This is a genomic window from Leifsonia sp. LS1 (assembly GCF_020521355.1).
Taxonomy (GTDB): Bacteria; Actinomycetota; Actinomycetes; order Actinomycetales; family Microbacteriaceae; genus Leifsonia.
Genome location: NZ_BPER01000001.1, coordinates 93,892 through 110,986 on the forward strand (window position 1 = coordinate 93,892; position 17,095 = coordinate 110,986).

The following is a 17,095-nucleotide window of genomic DNA, read 5'->3' on the forward strand; positions in this document are numbered from 1 at the left end:
GCGGCACGGCTTCCGTCGTCAGCAGGCGCAGCTGATCCCGTCGACCGGTGCCGTCAGAGGGTCCGCCGCGCGCGTGACGTCGCCGTGGTCGTCTTCCACGGGCAGCCCTTCCCGCGCCCAGTACTCGAAGCCGCCGATCATCTCGCGCACCTCGTAACCCTGCAGGCTGAACGCGAGAGCGGCCTTGGTCGAGCCGTTGCATCCCGGACCCCAGCAATAGACGACCACCGGAATACCGGGCTCGACCACCCGCGCGGCACGCTCGGCGATCTCCGCGGTCGGGAGGTGGATCGCACCGATCGCCCGTCCCTGCCGCCACGCGGCCTCCCCGCGGGTGTCGATCAGAGCGAACCGCTCCCCCGCCTCCTGAGCGGCACGCACGTCGGAGGGATCCGTCTCGAAGCGGAGCTTGGCGGCGAAATGGCGCGAGGCCTCGGTCGTGTTCGTCATGCACACAACGCTAGAGCGGCCGCGCTGCGAACTGAACAGGAGTTGAACGGCGTTCGCCGGACGACACCGTGAATCGCGTGGAAGAATCGCCTCATGCCCGCTAATCCGCCGTTCGAGGTCGATGCCGTCGACCGCTCCCTGCTCAGCGAGCTGCAGCGCGACGGGCGGCAGTCCATCGCCGAGCTGGCGCGCACCGTCCACATGTCGGGCAGTGCGGTCGCCGAACGCGTCCGCCGGTTGGAGGATGCCGGGGTCATCACCGGCTATCGTGCCGTCGTCGATCCGGAACGCCTGGGGTACGGCATCCTGGCCTATCTGCGCCTCCGCTACCCGAGCAGCGTCTACGGCCCGCTCCACGATCTGCTCGCGGGGACACCCGAGGTCGTGGAAGCCCACCACGTCACCGGCGACGACTGCTTCATCCTGAAAGTGGTGGCCACATCCATGCGCCACCTCGAACGGGTGAGCGGCACGATCGGAACCCTCGGCAGCGTGACGACGAGCATCGCGTACTCGAGTCCGTTCCCGGCCCGGCCGATCGAACCGCCGAGCGAGTGAGTGAGGGTGGAGCCTAGGAGATTCGAACTCCTGACATCCTGCTTGCAAAGCAGGCGCTCTACCAACTGAGCTAAGGCCCCGGGTGGGTGGATGGTGGGGATACGAGGACTTGAACCTCGGACCTCTTCGTTATCAGCGAAGCGCTCTAACCGCCTGAGCTATATCCCCGAATGGGCAACAGATAAGAGAATAACCGATCTGTCACCGCAAACGAAATCGAGTAGACCCCGCCGTTCAGTTGTTGGTGAAGCCGACGAGCAGGCCGCCTGTGATCTTCACCGAGAGGTTGTAGAGGAGTGCGAAGACCGCTCCGAGAGCGGTGACCACGACGATGTCGAGGATGGCCACCACGAGCGAGAAGCCCATCACCTGGCCCAGCCCGAGCACGGCGCGCAGGTCGCCGCCGCCGGCACCGGAGATGTCCTTCACCAGGCTGTTCACCTGGTCGAAGATCCCGGTGCGGTCGAGGACGGTCCAGATCAGGAAGGTTCCGACGATCGCGATGATCGCGAGGCAGATGCCGGCGAGGAACGAGAGCTTCACGGTCGACCAGAAGTCGATGTACACCAGCTTGAGCCGCACCTGCTTGGAGGATGCGGGCCGGCGCGACGACTTCTTGGCCAGTTTCTCGGCGACGCTACTGCTCATCTACGGTCTCTTCCTTCCCGACGGCCTCCGATTCTGACCCATCAGACTGGTCATCGGCTGGATCCTGCGAATCGAGGTTGCGCTCGGTGTTCTTCGCCAGAGCGATGATCTTGTCGGACTCGGCGAAACGTGCAAAGACGACACCCATGGTGTCACGGCCCTTGGCGGGTACCTCGGCCACGGCAGAGCGTACCACCTTGCCGCTGGCAAGAACCACCAAGACCTCGTCGTCCTCCTCGACGATCAGGGCACCCACGAGATCGCCCCGATCATCGCTCAGTTTGGCGACCTTGATGCCCAGACCGCCGCGGTTCTGGAGCCGGTACTGGTCGGCGGAGGTGCGCTTCGCGTATCCGCCCTCGGTCACCACGAAGACGTATCCCTCGTCGGAGACCACGGAGGCGTCGAGCAGGCTGTCCTCCCCGCGGAAGTGCATGCCGATCACACCGGAGGTCGAGCGGCCCATCGGGCGCAGCGCGTTGTCGGAGGCGGTGAAGCGGATGGACATTCCCTTGCGCGAGACGAGAAGCAGGTCCGAGTCTTCTTCCACCAGCAGCGCCGAGACGAGCTCGTCCTCCTCGCGGAGCTTGATCGCGATGATGCCGCCGGAGCGGTTCGTGTCGTACTCGCTCAGTGCGGTCTTCTTGATGAGGCCGTCGCGGGTGGCGAGCACCAGGTACTTCGCCGCCTCGTAGTCCCGGATGTCCAGGATCTCGGCGATCTCCTCGTCCGGCTGCATCGCGAGCAGGTTGGCGACGTGCTGGCCCTTCGCGTCGCGGCCGGCCTCCTGCACCTCGTACGCCTTCGCACGGTAGACCCGGCCCTTGTTCGTGAAAAAGAGGAGCCAGTGGTGCGTGGTCGTGACGAAGAAGTGGTCGACGACGTCTTCGCCGCGCAACTGCGCGCCCTTCACTCCCTTGCCGCCGCGGTGCTGCGAACGGTAGTTGTCGCTGCGGGTGCGCTTGATGTAACCGCCGCGGGTGACGGTGACGACCATCTCCTCTTCGGGGATGAGGTCTTCGACGCTCATGTCCCCGTCGAAGCCGAACATGATCTCCGTGCGACGGTCGTCGCCGAACCGCTCGACGATCTCGGCGAGCTCCTCGCTCACGATCGTGCGCTGGCGCGCCGGGTCTTCGAGGATCGCCTTGAGCTCCGCGATCTCGAGCTCGATCTGGTCGTGCTCCTCGATGATCTTCTGGCGCTCGAGCGCGGCGAGACGGCGCAGCTGCATCGCGAGGATGGCGTCGGCCTGGATGTCGTCGACGTCGAGCAGCGACTTGAGCCCCTCGCGGGCGTCCTCCACGGTCGGCGAGCGACGGATGAGGGCGATGACCTCGTCAAGCGCGTCGAGCGCCTTGAGGTAGCCGCGCAGGATGTGGGCCCGCTCCTCCTTCTTGCGGAGGCGGAACCGGGTACGGCGGACGATGACCTCGATCTGGTGGTCGACCCAGGCGGTGATGAAGCCGTCGAGTGCGAGTGTGCGGGGCACCTTGTCCACGATCGCCAGCATGTTGGCGCCGAAGTTCTCCTGCAGCTGCGTGTGCTTGTACAGGTTGTTGAGCACGACCTTCGCCACCGCGTCGCGCTTGAGCACGATGACGAGGCGCTGCCCGGTGCGGCCCGAGGTCTCGTCGCGGATGTCGGCGATGCCGCCGACGCGGCCGTCCTTGACCAGTTCCGCGATCTTGATCGCGAGGTTGTCGGGGTTGACCTGGTAAGGGAGCTCGGTGACCACCAGGCAGACGCGGCCCTGGATCTCCTCGATGCTGACCACGGCGCGCATCGTGATGGAGCCGCGGCCGGTGCGATAGGTGTCCTGGATGCCCTTGACACCCAGGATCTGCGCGCCGGTCGGGAAGTCCGGTCCCTTGATTCGCTTGATCAGCTCCTCCAGGAGCTCCTCGCGAGACGCCTCCGGGTGCGCCAGGTGCCAGAGCGCGCCGTCCGCGACCTCGCGCAGGTTGTGCGGCGGGATGTTGGTCGCCATGCCGACCGCGATGCCGACCGAGCCGTTGACCAGCAGGTTCGGGAACCGGCTCGGGAGCACGGCCGGCTCCTGGGTGCGGCCGTCGTAGTTGTCCTGGAAGTCGACGGTCTCCTCGTCGATGTCGCGGACCATCTCGAGCGCGAGCGGCGCCATCTTCGTCTCGGTGTACCGCGGGGCGGCGGCGCCGTCGTTGCCCGGCGAGCCGAAGTTGCCCTGGCCGAGCGCGAGCGGGTAGCGGAGGCTCCACGGCTGCACCAGACGCACGAGGGCGTCGTAGATCGCGGAGTCGCCGTGCGGGTGGAACTGGCCCATGACGTCGCCGACCACACGGGCGCACTTCGAGAACGCCTTGTCAGGACGGTACCCGCCGTCGAACATCGCATAGATCACACGGCGGTGCACCGGCTTCAGGCCGTCGCGCACCTCCGGAAGCGCGCGACCCACGATGACGCTCATGGCGTAGTCGAGGTAGGAGCGCTTCATCTCCGACTGCAGATCGACCTGGTCGATCTTGCCGTGGACGCCGAAAGCGGCGCCGGCGTTCTCTTCGTCCGTCACGATGTTCTCTCCCGTGGTGCCGTTCTCGTCGGGCGTCGATTCGTCAGATGTCAAGGAACCGCACGTCCTTCGCGTTCGTCTGGATGAACGAGCGGCGCGACTCGACGTCCTCGCCCATCAGTGTGGCGAAGATCTCGTCGGCAGCGGCCGCGTCGTCGAGCGTCACCTGGAGCAGCGTGCGCGTCTCCGGGTTCATGGTGGTCTCCCACAGCTCCTTGTAGTCCATCTCGCCGAGACCCTTGTAGCGCTGCACGCCGTTGTCCTTCGGGATGCGCTTGCCGGCAGCGAGGCCATCCGACAGGAACGCGTCGCGCTCGCGGTCGGAGTAGACGTACTCGTGCTCGGCGTTCGACCACTTGAGCCGGTAGAGCGGTGGCTGTGCCAGGTAGACGTAGCCGAGCTCGATCATCGGCCGCATGTAGCGGAACAGCAGCGTGAGCAGCAGCGTGGTGATGTGCTGGCCGTCGACGTCCGCGTCGGCCATGAGGACGATCTTGTGGTACCGCGCCTTCTCGGGGTTGAAGTCCTCGCCGATGCCCGCGCCGAACGCGGTGATCATCGCCTGCACCTCGTTGTTCGCGAGGGCACGGTCGAGCCGGGCCTTCTCGACGTTGAGGATCTTGCCGCGGAGCGGGAGGATCGCCTGCGTCTCGGGGTTGCGGCCCTGTACCGCGGAGCCGCCGGCCGAGTCGCCCTCGACGATGAAGATCTCCGAGAGCGTCGGGTCCTTCGACTGGCAGTCCTTGAGCTTGCCGGGCATCCCGCCGCTCTCGAGCAGTCCCTTGCGGCGCGCGGTCTCACGCGCCTTGCGGGCGGCGATGCGGGCGGTCGCGGCCTGCAGCGCCTTGCGGATGATCTCCTTGGCCTGGTTCGGGTTGCGATCGAACCAGTCGGAGAGCTGGTCGCCGACGACCTTCTGCACGAACGCCTTCGCCTCCGTGTTGCCGAGCTTCGTCTTGGTCTGCCCCTCGAACTGCGGCTCGGAGAGCTTCACCGAGATGACCGCGGTGAGACCCTCGCGCACGTCGTCGCCGGAGAGGTTGTCGTCCTTCTCCTTGAGGATGTTCTTCTCACGCGCGTACTTGTTCACCAGCGTGGTCAGCGCGGCGCGGAAACCCTCTTCGTGGGTTCCGCCCTCGTGGGTGTTGATCGTGTTGGCGTAGGTGAAGACGCTCTCGTTGTAGCTCGTCGTCCACTGCATGGCGACCTCGAGGGCGATCTTGCGCTCCGTGTCCTCGGACTCGAACGAGATGATCTCGTCGTGCACGACCTCCGCCTTCTTGGCCGAGTTGAGGTAGTGAACGTAGTCGGTGAGACCTTGCTCGTAGAGGAAGACCTCACTGCGAGCGGTGAACTCCTCGCCCTCCTCGTCGACCTCCCCTTCCACGGGCACGATCTCCGGGGCGCGCTCGTCCGTGATCGCGATGCGCAGCCCCTTGTTGAGGAACGCCATCTGCTGGAAACGGGTGCGCAGGGTGTCGTAGTCGAACACGACGGTCTCGAAGGTGTCCGTGCTCGGCCAGAAGGTGATGGTCGTGCCGGTCTCGTCGGTCGGTGTGCCCTGCGCGAGCGGGGCCTCCGGCACGCCATTCCGGTAGCTCTGGTGCCAGGAGAAGCCCTGGCGGCGCACCTCGACGTCGAGCCGGGAGGACAGCGCGTTGACCACCGAGCTGCCGACACCGTGCAGGCCGCCCGAGACCGCGTACCCGCCGCCGCCGAACTTGCCGCCGGCGTGCAGGATGGTGAGCACGACCTCCACGGTCGACTTCTTCTGCACCGGGTGCTCGTCGACGGGGATGCCACGGCCGTTGTCGAACACGCGCACCGCGCCGTCCGGGAGGATCGTCACCTCGATGTTGTCCGCGTGACCGGCGAGCGCCTCGTCGACCGAGTTGTCGACGATCTCGTAGACCAGGTGGTGCAGACCGCGGGGACCAGTGGAACCGATGTACATTCCGGGTCGCTTGCGGACGGCTTCGAGACCCTCGAGGATCTGGATCTCATTCGCGCCGTAGTCGTGTTCCGCCTCGGTCCCGTTCGGTTCCATCGTCATATGAAATTAGGCTCCTGACCGCACTCAACAGTGACTCTCCATTCTACCGTGGGCGGAATGGGGAAATGGCGGAAAATGCCCTTCTGACGCGTTTTCTTCGCTCGGCCTACCTCTTTTGTGCACTCAACCGTAAGTGTCGCGTGGGCCGCGCCCTGGAATCGACCTGGGACCACGTTTCCACGAGGGGGCGTCCGGCCCCTGAAACCGGATCGATTGGATGTCGGCCTCAGGGAACCGTTCACCGATGCGCACCAGCAGCTCCTGGCGCATCATCCGGAGCTGCGTCGCCCACGCGGTCGACTCGCAGCGCACGACGAGGACCCCGTCGGAGATGGCGTCCGGGATGGCGTGTCTCGCGGTCTCCTCGCCGGCGAGTTCGCGCCACCCCTCGAGGAGGTCGGACTGCGCGAGAGCGGAGGTCCAGCCCAGCTGAGCGGCGAGGGCGTCGACGACGTCCCCGAGCCCACGCGGGTCGCGTCCCGAGCCGAACGGCTTGCTGCCGCCGACCTCGTCCTGTCGCACCGTTGCGCGACGTCTGCGCGACGGCGTCCCCGTGAAGAGCTCCTTCATGCGGAGGTAGACGCTCGACGCCTCATCCAACGGCCCCGGTGCGCCGGATGCCCCGGTCCGCTCAGGCATCGGTCGCCTCCACCACGGCCCCCGCCTCGATCCGGACGGTGTGCGCGGCCAGCGCCTCGGGCACGTCGTCGTAGACGGCCGCGGTGATGAGCACCTGCTCGTAACCTCCTACGGCGGTTGCGAGCATCCGGCGCCGGGTCTGGTCGAGCTCGGCGAAGACGTCGTCGAGTATGAGCACCGGGTCCCCTGTGGTCGACTCGTGCCGCAGCAACTCGGCCGAGGCGAGCTTCAGCGCAAGGGCGAAGGACCACGACTCGCCGTGACTCGCGTAGCCCTTCGCGGGCAGGCCGTTGAGCTCGAAGAGCAGATCGTCGCGATGCGGTCCGACGAGCGTCAACCCGCGCTCGAGCTCCTTGGGTCGCACCGCGGTGAGCGCCTGGCGGAAGAGTTCCGCCGTCTCGAAACCAGACGAGTCGGTTACAACGTCGGCGTCACCGTCCTCGTCGTCCTCGACATGCGCGCCACGGATGGTCAGCTGCGGGAGGAGGCGGGGATGGTGATCGTCCCCGGCGACCGAGCGATACGCCGCGACGAGCGGGTCGCTGAGTCGCGCGATCAGATCCAGACGCGCGTCGATGAGCTCGGCGCCGAGGGAGATCAGCCGGTCGTCCCAGATGTCGAGCGTCCCGAGCTGGTCGGCTTTGACGCGCGAGGCACGCGCCGACTTCAGGAGGGTGTTGCGCTGCTTGAGCACGCGCTCGTAGTCCGCGATCACGGCGGCGAACCGCGGGTTCCTCTGGATGAGCAGCTGATCGAGGAACCGCCGGCGGATCCCCGGCTCCCCGCGCACCAGGGAGAGGTCTTCGGGGGCGAACAGCACGCTCGAGAAGTATCGCGGCAGCTCGCGTGGCTTGATCGCCGCGCGATTCACCTGCGCTCGGTTGGGCGTCCCGCGGTTCAGCTGCACTTCGACGAGGAGTTCACGCCCCTCGTGCTGGATGCGGGAACGCACGATCGCGGAGTCCGCCCCTTTGCGGATCATGGCCTGGTCGCTCGACACCCGATGCGACCCGAGGGTGCTCAGGTAGCCGAGCGACTCGACCAGATTCGTCTTCCCCTGGCCGTTGCGGCCGACGAACAGATTCGCGCCGGCCGCGAACGGCACCTCCGCAGTGCGATAGTTGCGGAAGTCGGTCAGGGAGAGATGTGTAACTCGCACAGAGGGTTAGCTCGTCAGTCGACGGCCTTCACCGCGTGGCCGCCGAACTGGTTCCGCAGAGCGGCGACGGCCTTCATCGCGGGCGAGTCCTCCTGACGGGAGACGAAGCGCGCGAAGATCGAGGCGCTGATCGTCGGAACGGGAACGGCGTTGTTGAGCGCCTCCTCCACGGTCCAGCGGCCCTCGCCCGAGTCCTGCACGTAGCCCTCGATGTGCTCGAACTCCGGGTCCTGCTCGAGAGCGCGCACCAGCAGGTCGAGGAGCCAGGAGCGCACGACGGTTCCGCGCTGCCAGGCCTTGAAGGTGCCGGTGACGTCGTGGATGATGTCCTTCCGCGTGTCCAGCAGCTCGTAGCCCTCGGCGTACGCCTGCATGAGCGCGTACTCGATGCCGTTGTGGACCATCTTCGCGTAGTGGCCGGCGCCGACATCGCCCACGTGGACGAAGCCCTCCTCGCGCGGGCCCTCCGGACGCAGCGCGTCGAAGACCGGCATGACCCGCTCGACCTGCTCCTTGGAGCCGCCGACCATCAGGCCGTAGCCGTTCTCGAGGCCCCAGATACCGCCGGAGACACCGGCGTCCATGAAGTCGACGCCCTTGGGCGCGAGCAGTTCGGCGTGCTTGAAGTCCTCGGTGAAGCGCGAGTTCCCACCGTCGATGACGAGGTCGCCCTTCTCGAGGAGCGGCTCCAGGTCGCGGATGACGGAGTCGGTGATTTCGCCGGCCGGGACCATGACCCACACCGTGCGCGGCGCGGGGAGCGCGGCGACCAGCTCGGCCAGGGTCGGGACATCCGACACCGCGGGGTTGGTGTCGTAGCCGGTGACCTCGATGCCGTTCTTCTCGAGGCGGGCGCGCATGTTGTTGCCCATACGTCCGAGACCGATGAGGCCGATGTGCATGATTGTCCTTCTTCTCTCGTGGAGTGGGACCGTTCCTAGCGCAGGAGCAGGTTGGGCTGCAGCAGGTACTTGTAGGAGTCCGAGCCCGCCTGGTCCTTGGAGGTCTGGCTCGTGATGAGCACAGGTCCCGGTTTGTTGGGGTTCTCGGTCTTGGTGAAAGAGATGCGCACGAATTCGGAGTGCACGGCACCGAGACCATCGAGCAGGAACTGCGGCTTCAGCGAAACCACCGTCTCCTGGCCTGTGAGGAGAGCGTCGATGCTCTCGGATGCTTGAGCCTGCTCGGAGCCGATCGCTTCCAGCGTCAGTCCGTCGGCGGTGAAGGTGTAGCGGAGCGCGGCTTCGCGCTCCAGCACGAGGGCGACACGTCGGGTCGCCTCGATGAGCTCGGCGGTGTTGAGCACCGCGTAGTTGTCGACCTGCTCGGGGAAGAGCCGGCGCACGGGCGGGAAGTTGCCTTTGATCAGCAGCGAGGTCACGGTCTTCTTGTCCGCAGTGAAGGCGATCAGCTCGCGGTCGTCACGGTTGGTGATCGAGACGGAGACCGTTCCGCTGTGACCGAAGGTCTTGCCGATCTCTGTCAGCGTGCGGGCGGGGACGAGCGCGGTCTGGGCTTCCCCGGAGGTGGTGCCGTTGTCCCAGTCGATCTGGCGGATGGCCACGCGGTAGCGGTCAGTGGCGACGAGACCGAGGGTGTTGTCCCCCACCTCGAGCTGTACACCCGTGATGACCGGGGTGACATCGTCCCGGGATGCGGCGACGCCCACCTGGGCGACGGCCTCGGCGAACTCCTCCGCCGGGACCAGCCCCGCGTCCCCGCTCACCTGCGGGATGCTCGGGTATTCCTCGACCGGCATGGAGAGCAGCGTGAAGTTGGCGGATCCGGCTCGCACGCTGATCTTGGAGTCGTCCGTCGAGAACTGCACGGGGGCGTTCGGCAGCTTGGCCGCGATCTCGGCCAGCAGTCGACCCGAGACGAGCACGCGACCCGGTTCTTCGACTTCCGCAGGGATCTCGGTCTGCGCCGACACCTCGTAGTCGAACGACGACAGCTGGAGGCCGGTGTCCGTCGTCTCGATGAGCACGCCGCTCAGGATGGGCAGTGTCGTCCGCTGCGGGAGGAGCTTCACTGCGAAGGAGACGGCCTCGCTGAAGACATCCCGGTTTGCTTGGAACTTCACGAAGACACCCCTGCCAGCCGACGGATACGGATCGAAAGAATCCTAGCGCTTGCCTTCTGAGCGAGAAATTGTGATTCGACCGAGCGCTTGAGGTTGTCGGCCGGCCTTAACTGAGAAGGGTTAATGAATAATCGTGTTAACCGCTGTGGAAACTGTGGATAACTCTGTTGAGACCAGGAGATCACAGGGAACTACAGCTGTGGGACTTGTTGATGACCTGAGGAATCCGCTTGTTCACAAGCCGAGCGAGCTCGACCGCTCCGAGCCGCTTTTCACAGCCCTCGACAGTTCGTCCCCATTAATCGGCCGACTTTCCGGAGCTTCTCCACAAGTTATCCACACGTGTTAATAACGATCTCTCCCCACTCTGGGGACGAAATTGTGGATAACTGATCGGATCTCGACGGCGCGTCGCGCGCCGGAGGGCTACTTGCCGTAGCGGTGGTTCTGCTTGATCCGACTGGTGAGCTCGGTCACCTGGTTGTAGATCGAGCGCCGCTCCTTCATGAGCTCGCTGATCTTCTTGTTGGCGTACATCACCGTCGTGTGGTCGCGGCCGCCGAAGAGCTGTCCGATCTTGGGCAGGGACAGATTCGTCAACTCGCGGCAGAGATACATCGCGATCTGGCGGGCGGTCGCCACCGCCTGCGATCGGCTGGAGCCGTAGAGGTCGTCGACGCTGAGCTTGAAGTACTCCGCGGTGTTGGTGATGATGTCGGTCGGCGCGATCACATTGTCGTCGTCGAGCGTGATCAGGTCTTTGAGGACCGTCTGCACCAGGGGCATGTCGACCGGCGTGCGGTTGAGGCTTGCGAAGGCCGTGACACGGATGAGCGTGCCCTCGAGCTCGCGGATGTTGCTCGACACCTTCGAGGCCATGAACTCCAGGATGTCGTCGGGAACCTGGATCTTCTCGCTCTGCGCTTTCTTGCGCAGGATCGCGATACGGGTCTCGAGGTCGGGCACCTGGACGTCGGTGATCAGGCCCCACTCGAACCGCGAGCGCATGCGGTCCTCGAAGCCGGTGAGGTGCTTCGGCGGCAGGTCGCTGGTGATGACCACCTGCTTGTTGTGGTCGTGGAGGGTGTTGAAGGTGTGGAAGAAGGCTTCCTGCGTCTCCACCGCGCGCTGCAGGAACTGGATGTCGTCGATCAGGAGGATGTCGATATTGCGGTAGCGCGCCTGGAACGAGGAGCCGCGGTTGTTCGCGATCGAGTTGATGAAGTCGTTCGTGAACTCCTCGCTCGACACGTACCGGACGCGGATCCCCGGGTAGAGACTCATCGCATAGTGGCCGATGGCGTGGAGGAGGTGGGTCTTGCCGAGGCCGGAGTCGCCGTAGATGAAGAGGGGGTTGTAGGCCTTCGCGGGCGCCTCGGCGACGGCGACCGCGGCCGCATGGGCGAACCGGTTGGACTGGCCGATGACGAAGTTGTCGAAGCTGTACTTGGAGTTGAGGCGCGTGTCGCCGTTGCGCGGCGGCGCGGTGATCTCGGTCGGCGGCGACACATTCGGCGATGCGTTCTCGAGGTAGGGGGCGGGCTCCGGCTCGGCCGGGCCGGCCATCGTCTCCTGCTGGATCTCGGGATTCACCACGATGGCGAAGGTGTTGACGGCGAGGGCCTCGTCGAGGGCGCCGATCGCGCTCAGGAGGGGGACGCGGCTGCGCTGCTCGATCATCCCGCGCGTGAACTCATTCGGCACCTCCAGATAGAAGGTGCCGGCCATGATGCCCTTGGGCTCGACCAAGCTGAGGAATCCATAGAGCTGAGGGGTGATGCGGTCGTCCGTCTCGAGCTTTCCGAGCACGGACTGCCATGCCGCAGAAATGGACTCTTCGCCGCCTGCCATCGTTCCCCGTCTTCGCTTTCGTTGGATGCCGACGCCCGACGGAGAGGGAGTCGTCCCCCGGAGATGACTCGAGTCAGGCTGGCGACATGCGTGCCGCCGGTAGGTATTCACAGGGTTATCCACCGCTGCGTGTGCAATACCGTAGTGATCTCCGGCCGCTTTTGGGATGGGCTGGGGATAACTTTCGCCCTCACGCTAACTTGTCCACAGGATGTGGATCAAATTCGGCTCCCGGAATACGTCGCCGACACACGGCGCGCCTTCGCCACCGATCCTGCCAATCCCGTGCATAATCAGTGGATTTGAGTCGATCGGTTTGACCTCGGTCCTCTATAGGCCGTAGTTTTAATCAGTTGACTTCAGCCGTTCCGGCTGCCCTGAAACTTTTCTGGCCTCCCCGTGCTGGCACCATCCATCAGCACCGGCCTGCGAAGAGACCACCACGGAGATAGAGATTATGAGCAAGAGAACGTTCCAGCCGAACAACCGCAAGCGCGCCAAGACCCACGGCTTCCGCCTCCGCATGCGCACGCGTGCCGGTCGCGCCATCCTGTCCGCTCGTCGCGCCAAGGGCCGCGAGAAGCTCTCGGCGTAGTACCGGCCGGTGCTCGCGAAGGCCAATCGCATCACGCGGGGGGCGGACTACCGGGCGACGGTGCGGAGAGGTGCCCGCTTCACGGCGGAGAACACCATCGCATACGTCCGTCCCACTGCCGATCCCGACGTGGTGCGATTCGGTTTTATCGTGAGCAAGACGGTCGGCAACGCCGTGCACCGCAACCTCGTGCGCCGGCGGCTCAAAGCAGCTGCGTACGAGGTGCTCCCGACGCTCCGCGAGAGCGCCGCGACGGTGGGCGGAGTGGACATCGTGATCAGAGCATTACCAGCTTCCGCGGAGGCCCGGTGGGCTACCCTGCACGAAGAGGTCACCCGAGCCGTCAGCCGCTACCTTCGTCGTAGCTCCACCAGATAAGGGCCACGTCCGTCCATGTACGCCGCGATCACCGCCGTTCTGCTCGTTCCGCGGAACATCGCCGTGCTGATCCTGCGGGCGTACCGGGCGGTCATCTCGCCGCTCTATGGCGACGTGTGCCGGTACTACCCATCGTGCTCGGCGTACACGCTGCAGGCGATCCAGCAGCACGGGGTGGTCGTCGGGAGCGTTCTGGGGGTGCGCCGCATCATCCGCTGCCATCCGTGGGCGGCGGGAGGGGTCGACGACGTCCCCGTGAAGAGGCGCCAGCGCTACCGGGTCACCCCGTTCGGATTCGTCGTCGCCGCGAGCGACGCAAGCTTTAGCCACAGAAGGGCCTAGCACGCAGACATGGACATCCTCGGTACGATCCTCTGGCCCATCAAATGGGTCGTAGAGCTGATCCTCGTCGCCTTCCACTGGCTGCTGTCTCAGATCGGGCTCGATCCGGCCGCCGGCCTCACCTGGGTGCTTTCGATCGTCGGTCTGACCCTCGTCGTCCGCGCGGCGCTCATCCCGATCTTCGTCCGTCAGATCAAGAACCAGCGGCGCATGCTCGAGGTGGCGCCGCAGCTCAAGAAGATCCAGGACAAGTACAAGGGCAAGAAGGACCAGTTCTCGCGTGAGGCCATGTCCCGCGAGACCATGGAGCTCTACAAGAAGACGGGCACCAACCCGCTGAGCTCGTGCCTCCCGCTGCTGCTCCAGATGCCGATCTTCTTCTCGCTGTTCCAGGTGCTCAACGGCGCCCAGAGTGGTCATGCGGGCGTCGGCCCGCTCAACGAGACGCTCGCCGTCCAGTTCGGAAACGCGTCACTCTTCGGTGTCGCTCCCCTGCACCAGAGCTTCCAGGGGGCGATGAACGCCCACCCCCCGCAGGTCGTCGTCATGGTGATCGCGGCCGCGATGGTCGTCCTGATGACCGGTTCGCAGTTCCTCACGCAGCTGCAGATCGTGTCGAAGAACATGTCTCCGGAGACGAAGGCGAGCCCCCAGTTCAAGCAGCAGCGCATCCTGCTCTACCTGCTCCCGTTCGTCTTCCTGTTCTCGGGATTCGCTTTCCCGCTCGGTGTCATGTTCTACTGGCTGACCTCGAACATCTGGACCATGGGTCAGCAGTTCCTCGTCATCCGCAACATGCCGACCCCCGGCTCGGACGCCGCCAAGGCGCGCGAGGCCCGCCTCGCCAAGAAGGGCAAGCTCGTCCAGCAGGATGGAACCGTCGTTCTCTCCGTCGAGGAGTCGGTTCCCGACAAGCCCGTGACCACCCAGCGAGTTCAGCCTGTGAGCAAGAACCGCGCCAAGAAGCAGGCCGGAAAGAAGTAGGGACACCCATGACCGACGTGCAGACCGACGACATCCTCCCCACCCCGACGACGGAGCCGCGGACCGTGATCACCGACGGTGTCGAGACCGAGGAAGCCACTGCGACCTCCCCGACCGCGGCCGACCTCGACCGCGAGGGTGACATCGCCGCGGACTATATCGAGGAGCTCCTCGACATCGCCGACATCGACGGGGATATCGACATCGACGCCCGCAACGGCCGCGCCTACATCTCCGTGAATGCCGAAGACGGCGCGAATCTTCAGGTGCTGTCGAAGCCCGAGACTGTCGCCGCTCTGCAGGAGTTGACGCGTCTCGCCGTGCAGAACCAGACGGGCGGCTTCTCACGTCTGATCCTCGACATCGCCGGCTCGCGCGATGCGCGCCAGGCCGAGCTGGGCCAGCTGGTGGCGCGCGCGATCGCCCGTCTCGAGGAGGGCGCCGCGGAGGCCTCGCTTCCCCCCATGTCCTCGTATGAGCGGAAACTCGTCCACGACATCGTCTCGGAGCGCGGCTTCGTGTCGAACTCGCGCGGCGAGGGTCGTGACCGCCACACGGTCATCACCGCTGCCTGACGCCGCCGCATCGTGACGGACGCCCTCGAATCGGAGCCCTCCGCTGCCGCGGCCCTGTTCGGTGATCGCCTGGACGTTGCTCGAGCGTTCACTGGGAACCTCGCCGCGCAGGGCGAGGAGCGGGGTCTGATCGGTCCGCTGGAGCTGCCGCGACTGTGGTCGCGTCACATCCTGAATTGCGCGATCGTCGCTCCTCTCCTGCGGCCCGGTCTCGTCGGTGATATCGGGAGCGGTGCTGGATTGCCGGGCCTCGTCCTCGCGATCGCTCGCCCCGATGTGTCGTTCGTCTTGATCGAGCCCATGGAGCGTCGGATCGCCTGGCTCGACGAGCAGGTCACCGAACTCGGTCTTACGAACGTCGTCGTCATGCGGGCTCGTGCGGAAGAAGCCAGACTCGACACCCCGCTCGATCAAGTGACGGCTCGCGCGGTGAGCGCGTTCCGCAAGCTGCTCCCCCTCACCGCACCCCTTCTTCGCGACGGCGGCGAGCTCGTCCTCATGAAGGGCGCCGGTGCACAGGCCGAGGTGGAGGCGGCGTCCAAGGAGATCCGCAAGTACAAGGTTCACGATGTGGTCGTCGAGACTCTCGGTGAGGGCATCCTGGACGAGGTCACGCGCGTCATCCGCGCCACCGTCCGCTGACACCCGGCGACCGACTGGTTCGCGCTCGGTCTCGATGCTGGAGTGATTTCGACCCTTTCGTGTCGTGTTCCTGTCCGACGCGGTGCGCGGTGTGAGCCGGAGGATGGCTCTGTGAGCGACGAAACAGGGTGCTTCCGCGCTGTGGGAGCCATTCTCCGGGCTCGCCGACGAAGTCGTTCGGACGGAATCGAGCCCCGATTCGGCTGATTCTCGGCACCGGGACCGCTTGTCGTTCGGTCGACGTTCGCTCTGTGAAGGTCGGTGGATGATGATCCGAAGGGGCGGCGCGGGAGCGCGAGGAGGGAGGCGGGAGGGCTGTCTCTGACGCTCGCTCGAGTCGGCAGTGTGTCCCCATGGGCTGCCCGCCGCCATTGAGTTGAGCTGGTGAATGACGGATCGAGAGCGCTCGCGCTGCTGCTGCACTCCCCTGCGATCGGACGACCTGTGGTCTCGCGAGCGTGGTCTCGCTAGCGGTGCGACGTGTAAAGCGATGACGCGTGACCGTGCGTCGTGTTCGTCTGTGCGGGGAAGTCGGGGGTGGTGGAGTGTCACGGCGAGCGTACATCCACGCGGCTGGAGCGCTTCGTCGCACCGATCCGAGTTCGATCATGACCACCCCGCGTGCGTGCAGGTGATTTCGCCGCTTCCTCTGGTCGCCGTAGAGAGGCGAGGAGCGTGGACGTGTTTCACGTGAAACCCATGCTGTTGGTCAGCTACCTTCCGTCAGCCGGCGTCGGCGGATCCGCCTCCTATGCTGAGCTCGCGGGACATCTCCCTCCCCCACTGTGGTCGACCGGGCAGCTATGCGCGGTCGCTGAACGAACGAACGCGGCGATGAGGACGGGCGCGGAGTCGGAGGTCGGCGTGTCCCCTGTGTCCGCACCCGAGGCGACAGGGGCCTCGATGCCACGGCTGACAGGTTGGTACCGATCCGCCAGATCTGTGGGTGCTTCGCGGAGATCACCGAGCCGGCGAGCTTGCGGGACGGAGGGTGCCGAGCAGTTTCACGAGAAACATGCTCCGTGGTCCGCAGGTGCCGAAGCGGGTAAGCCCGTATGGCGGAGGTGCGACGGATGGGCCAGTGGCGACCTGAGCGGTCGGCAGTGAGAGGGCCGAGTGGCGGGGAGCGCTCGGGCGACCTGCTGACAGACCGTCAACCTCGGTCGGTGGACGAGCAGACGGGCGACCCACGAACAGGCCGACCATCGGATAGATGAGCAGGTGGGCGGGGACGCGGAGAGGCGTGTGAACGGGCGGTGCCGGAGTGGGCTCGGATGATGTGAAGAACAGGCGGGTTGAGATAGGAACAGGCGGGTCGCCCACGGCGCGCGAGCGTCGCCGGTGGCGCCAGTGGGAGCGCAGCGGGTACGAGAGTCGTGAAGGATGACCGACGTCCGGGCGGGTGCGGGACACAGCGCGCATGACGATGAACGCAGGACCACCAGATAGGCCCGCGGAATGCACGGACGTCGAGAAGGGAGGGTCAGGAACGTGCAGCTGGAAAGGGGCGGAAGGCAGGGATCGGGAGGGTGCACTGAGCGGTGGCCGCGCCGTCGGTATGTACGTGTACGGACGGGCGGGAGCGTCGAC

Annotated in this window: 16 protein-coding genes and 2 tRNA genes; 7 read left to right on the forward strand and 11 right to left on the reverse strand. The window is 65.8% G+C overall.

The features are described 5' to 3' along the window. Positions 1-18: 18 nt before the first annotated feature. Positions 19-450, reverse strand: coding sequence for a rhodanese-like domain-containing protein (locus LLS1_RS00530; RefSeq protein WP_226653136.1), 432 nt, complete (start codon positions 448-450; stop codon positions 19-21). 93 nt (positions 451-543) lie between these two features. Between LLS1_RS00530 and LLS1_RS00535 the strand changes: the two genes are divergently transcribed. Beyond that, complete coding sequence (locus LLS1_RS00535; RefSeq protein WP_223358757.1) at positions 544-1,008, forward strand: Lrp/AsnC family transcriptional regulator; 465 nt, start codon at positions 544-546, stop codon at positions 1,006-1,008. Positions 1,009-1,015: 7 nt separating this feature from the next. Here the strand turns inward: LLS1_RS00535 and LLS1_RS00540 are convergent. The 10 genes from LLS1_RS00540 to dnaA all read right to left on the reverse strand — a co-directional run bounded on the left by LLS1_RS00540 (position 1,016) and on the right by dnaA (position 11,989). Next, positions 1,016-1,088 (reverse strand) — tRNA-Ala (locus LLS1_RS00540). 11 nt (positions 1,089-1,099) lie between these two features. Then, positions 1,100-1,176 (reverse strand) — tRNA-Ile (locus LLS1_RS00545). 66 nt (positions 1,177-1,242) lie between these two features. Beyond that, a complete protein-coding gene (locus tag LLS1_RS00550; protein WP_025159241.1) occupies positions 1,243-1,656 on the reverse strand; it encodes a DUF3566 domain-containing protein in 414 nt (137 codons plus the stop codon). Then, positions 1,646-4,204: a DNA gyrase subunit A gene (gene gyrA, locus LLS1_RS00555; protein ID WP_226653587.1), complete on the reverse strand. Its 2,559-nt coding sequence runs from the start codon at positions 4,202-4,204 to the stop codon at positions 1,646-1,648. Before gyrA ends, LLS1_RS00550 begins: the two co-directional genes overlap by 11 nt. Before the next feature lie 43 nt (positions 4,205-4,247). After that, a complete protein-coding gene (gyrB, locus tag LLS1_RS00560) occupies positions 4,248-6,257 on the reverse strand; it encodes a DNA topoisomerase (ATP-hydrolyzing) subunit B (RefSeq protein ID WP_226653137.1) in 2,010 nt (669 codons plus the stop codon). Positions 6,258-6,380: 123 nt separating this feature from the next. Beyond that, positions 6,381-6,896 carry a DUF721 domain-containing protein gene (locus LLS1_RS00565; protein WP_226653138.1) on the reverse strand — a complete coding sequence of 172 codons (516 nt, stop codon included), beginning with the start codon at positions 6,894-6,896 and terminating at the stop codon, positions 6,381-6,383. Beyond that, positions 6,889-8,055 carry a DNA replication/repair protein RecF gene (gene recF / locus LLS1_RS00570; RefSeq protein WP_226653139.1) on the reverse strand — a complete coding sequence of 389 codons (1,167 nt, stop codon included), beginning with the start codon at positions 8,053-8,055 and terminating at the stop codon, positions 6,889-6,891. Before recF ends, LLS1_RS00565 begins: the two co-directional genes overlap by 8 nt. A 14-nt stretch (positions 8,056-8,069) precedes the next feature. Beyond that, on the reverse strand, positions 8,070-8,957 hold the full coding sequence (gene gnd, locus LLS1_RS00575; RefSeq protein WP_223358750.1) for a phosphogluconate dehydrogenase (NAD(+)-dependent, decarboxylating): 888 nt from the start codon (positions 8,955-8,957) through the stop codon (positions 8,070-8,072). Between the two features lie 35 nt (positions 8,958-8,992). After that, entirely contained in the window at positions 8,993-10,138 is a 1,146-nt protein-coding gene (gene dnaN / locus LLS1_RS00580; RefSeq protein ID WP_226653140.1) for a DNA polymerase III subunit beta, read from the reverse strand. A gap of 426 nt (positions 10,139-10,564) precedes the next feature. After that, entirely contained in the window at positions 10,565-11,989 is a 1,425-nt protein-coding gene (gene dnaA, locus LLS1_RS00585; protein WP_223358746.1) for a chromosomal replication initiator protein DnaA, read from the reverse strand. 457 nt (positions 11,990-12,446) lie between these two features. Between dnaA and rpmH the strand changes: the two genes are divergently transcribed. From rpmH to rsmG, 6 genes are read left to right on the forward strand one after another with little or no spacing between them, the layout of a single operon-like run. After that, positions 12,447-12,584, forward strand: a complete 138-nt coding sequence (gene rpmH, locus LLS1_RS00590) for a 50S ribosomal protein L34 (RefSeq protein ID WP_055922080.1) — start codon at positions 12,447-12,449, stop codon at positions 12,582-12,584. A gap of 9 nt (positions 12,585-12,593) precedes the next feature. Beyond that, positions 12,594-12,962 carry a ribonuclease P protein component gene (gene rnpA, locus LLS1_RS00595; protein WP_226653141.1) on the forward strand — a complete coding sequence of 123 codons (369 nt, stop codon included), beginning with the start codon at positions 12,594-12,596 and terminating at the stop codon, positions 12,960-12,962. A 15-nt stretch (positions 12,963-12,977) separates the two neighbouring features. Next, the gene (yidD, locus tag LLS1_RS00600) at positions 12,978-13,304 is read left to right on the forward strand and encodes a membrane protein insertion efficiency factor YidD (protein WP_226653142.1); all 327 of its coding nucleotides are present in this window, start codon (positions 12,978-12,980) and stop codon (positions 13,302-13,304) included. 9 nt (positions 13,305-13,313) lie between these two features. After that, the gene (yidC, locus tag LLS1_RS00605) at positions 13,314-14,288 is read left to right on the forward strand and encodes a membrane protein insertase YidC (protein WP_223358740.1); all 975 of its coding nucleotides are present in this window, start codon (positions 13,314-13,316) and stop codon (positions 14,286-14,288) included. 8 nt (positions 14,289-14,296) lie between these two features. Further along, on the forward strand, positions 14,297-14,863 hold the full coding sequence (locus LLS1_RS00610) for a R3H domain-containing nucleic acid-binding protein (protein WP_226653143.1): 567 nt from the start codon (positions 14,297-14,299) through the stop codon (positions 14,861-14,863). Between the two features lie 12 nt (positions 14,864-14,875). Further along, positions 14,876-15,505 (forward strand): 16S rRNA (guanine(527)-N(7))-methyltransferase RsmG, encoded by a 630-nt coding sequence (gene rsmG, locus LLS1_RS00615; protein WP_226653144.1) that lies wholly within the window; start codon positions 14,876-14,878, stop codon positions 15,503-15,505. The last annotated feature ends 1,590 nt before the right edge of the window (positions 15,506-17,095 follow it).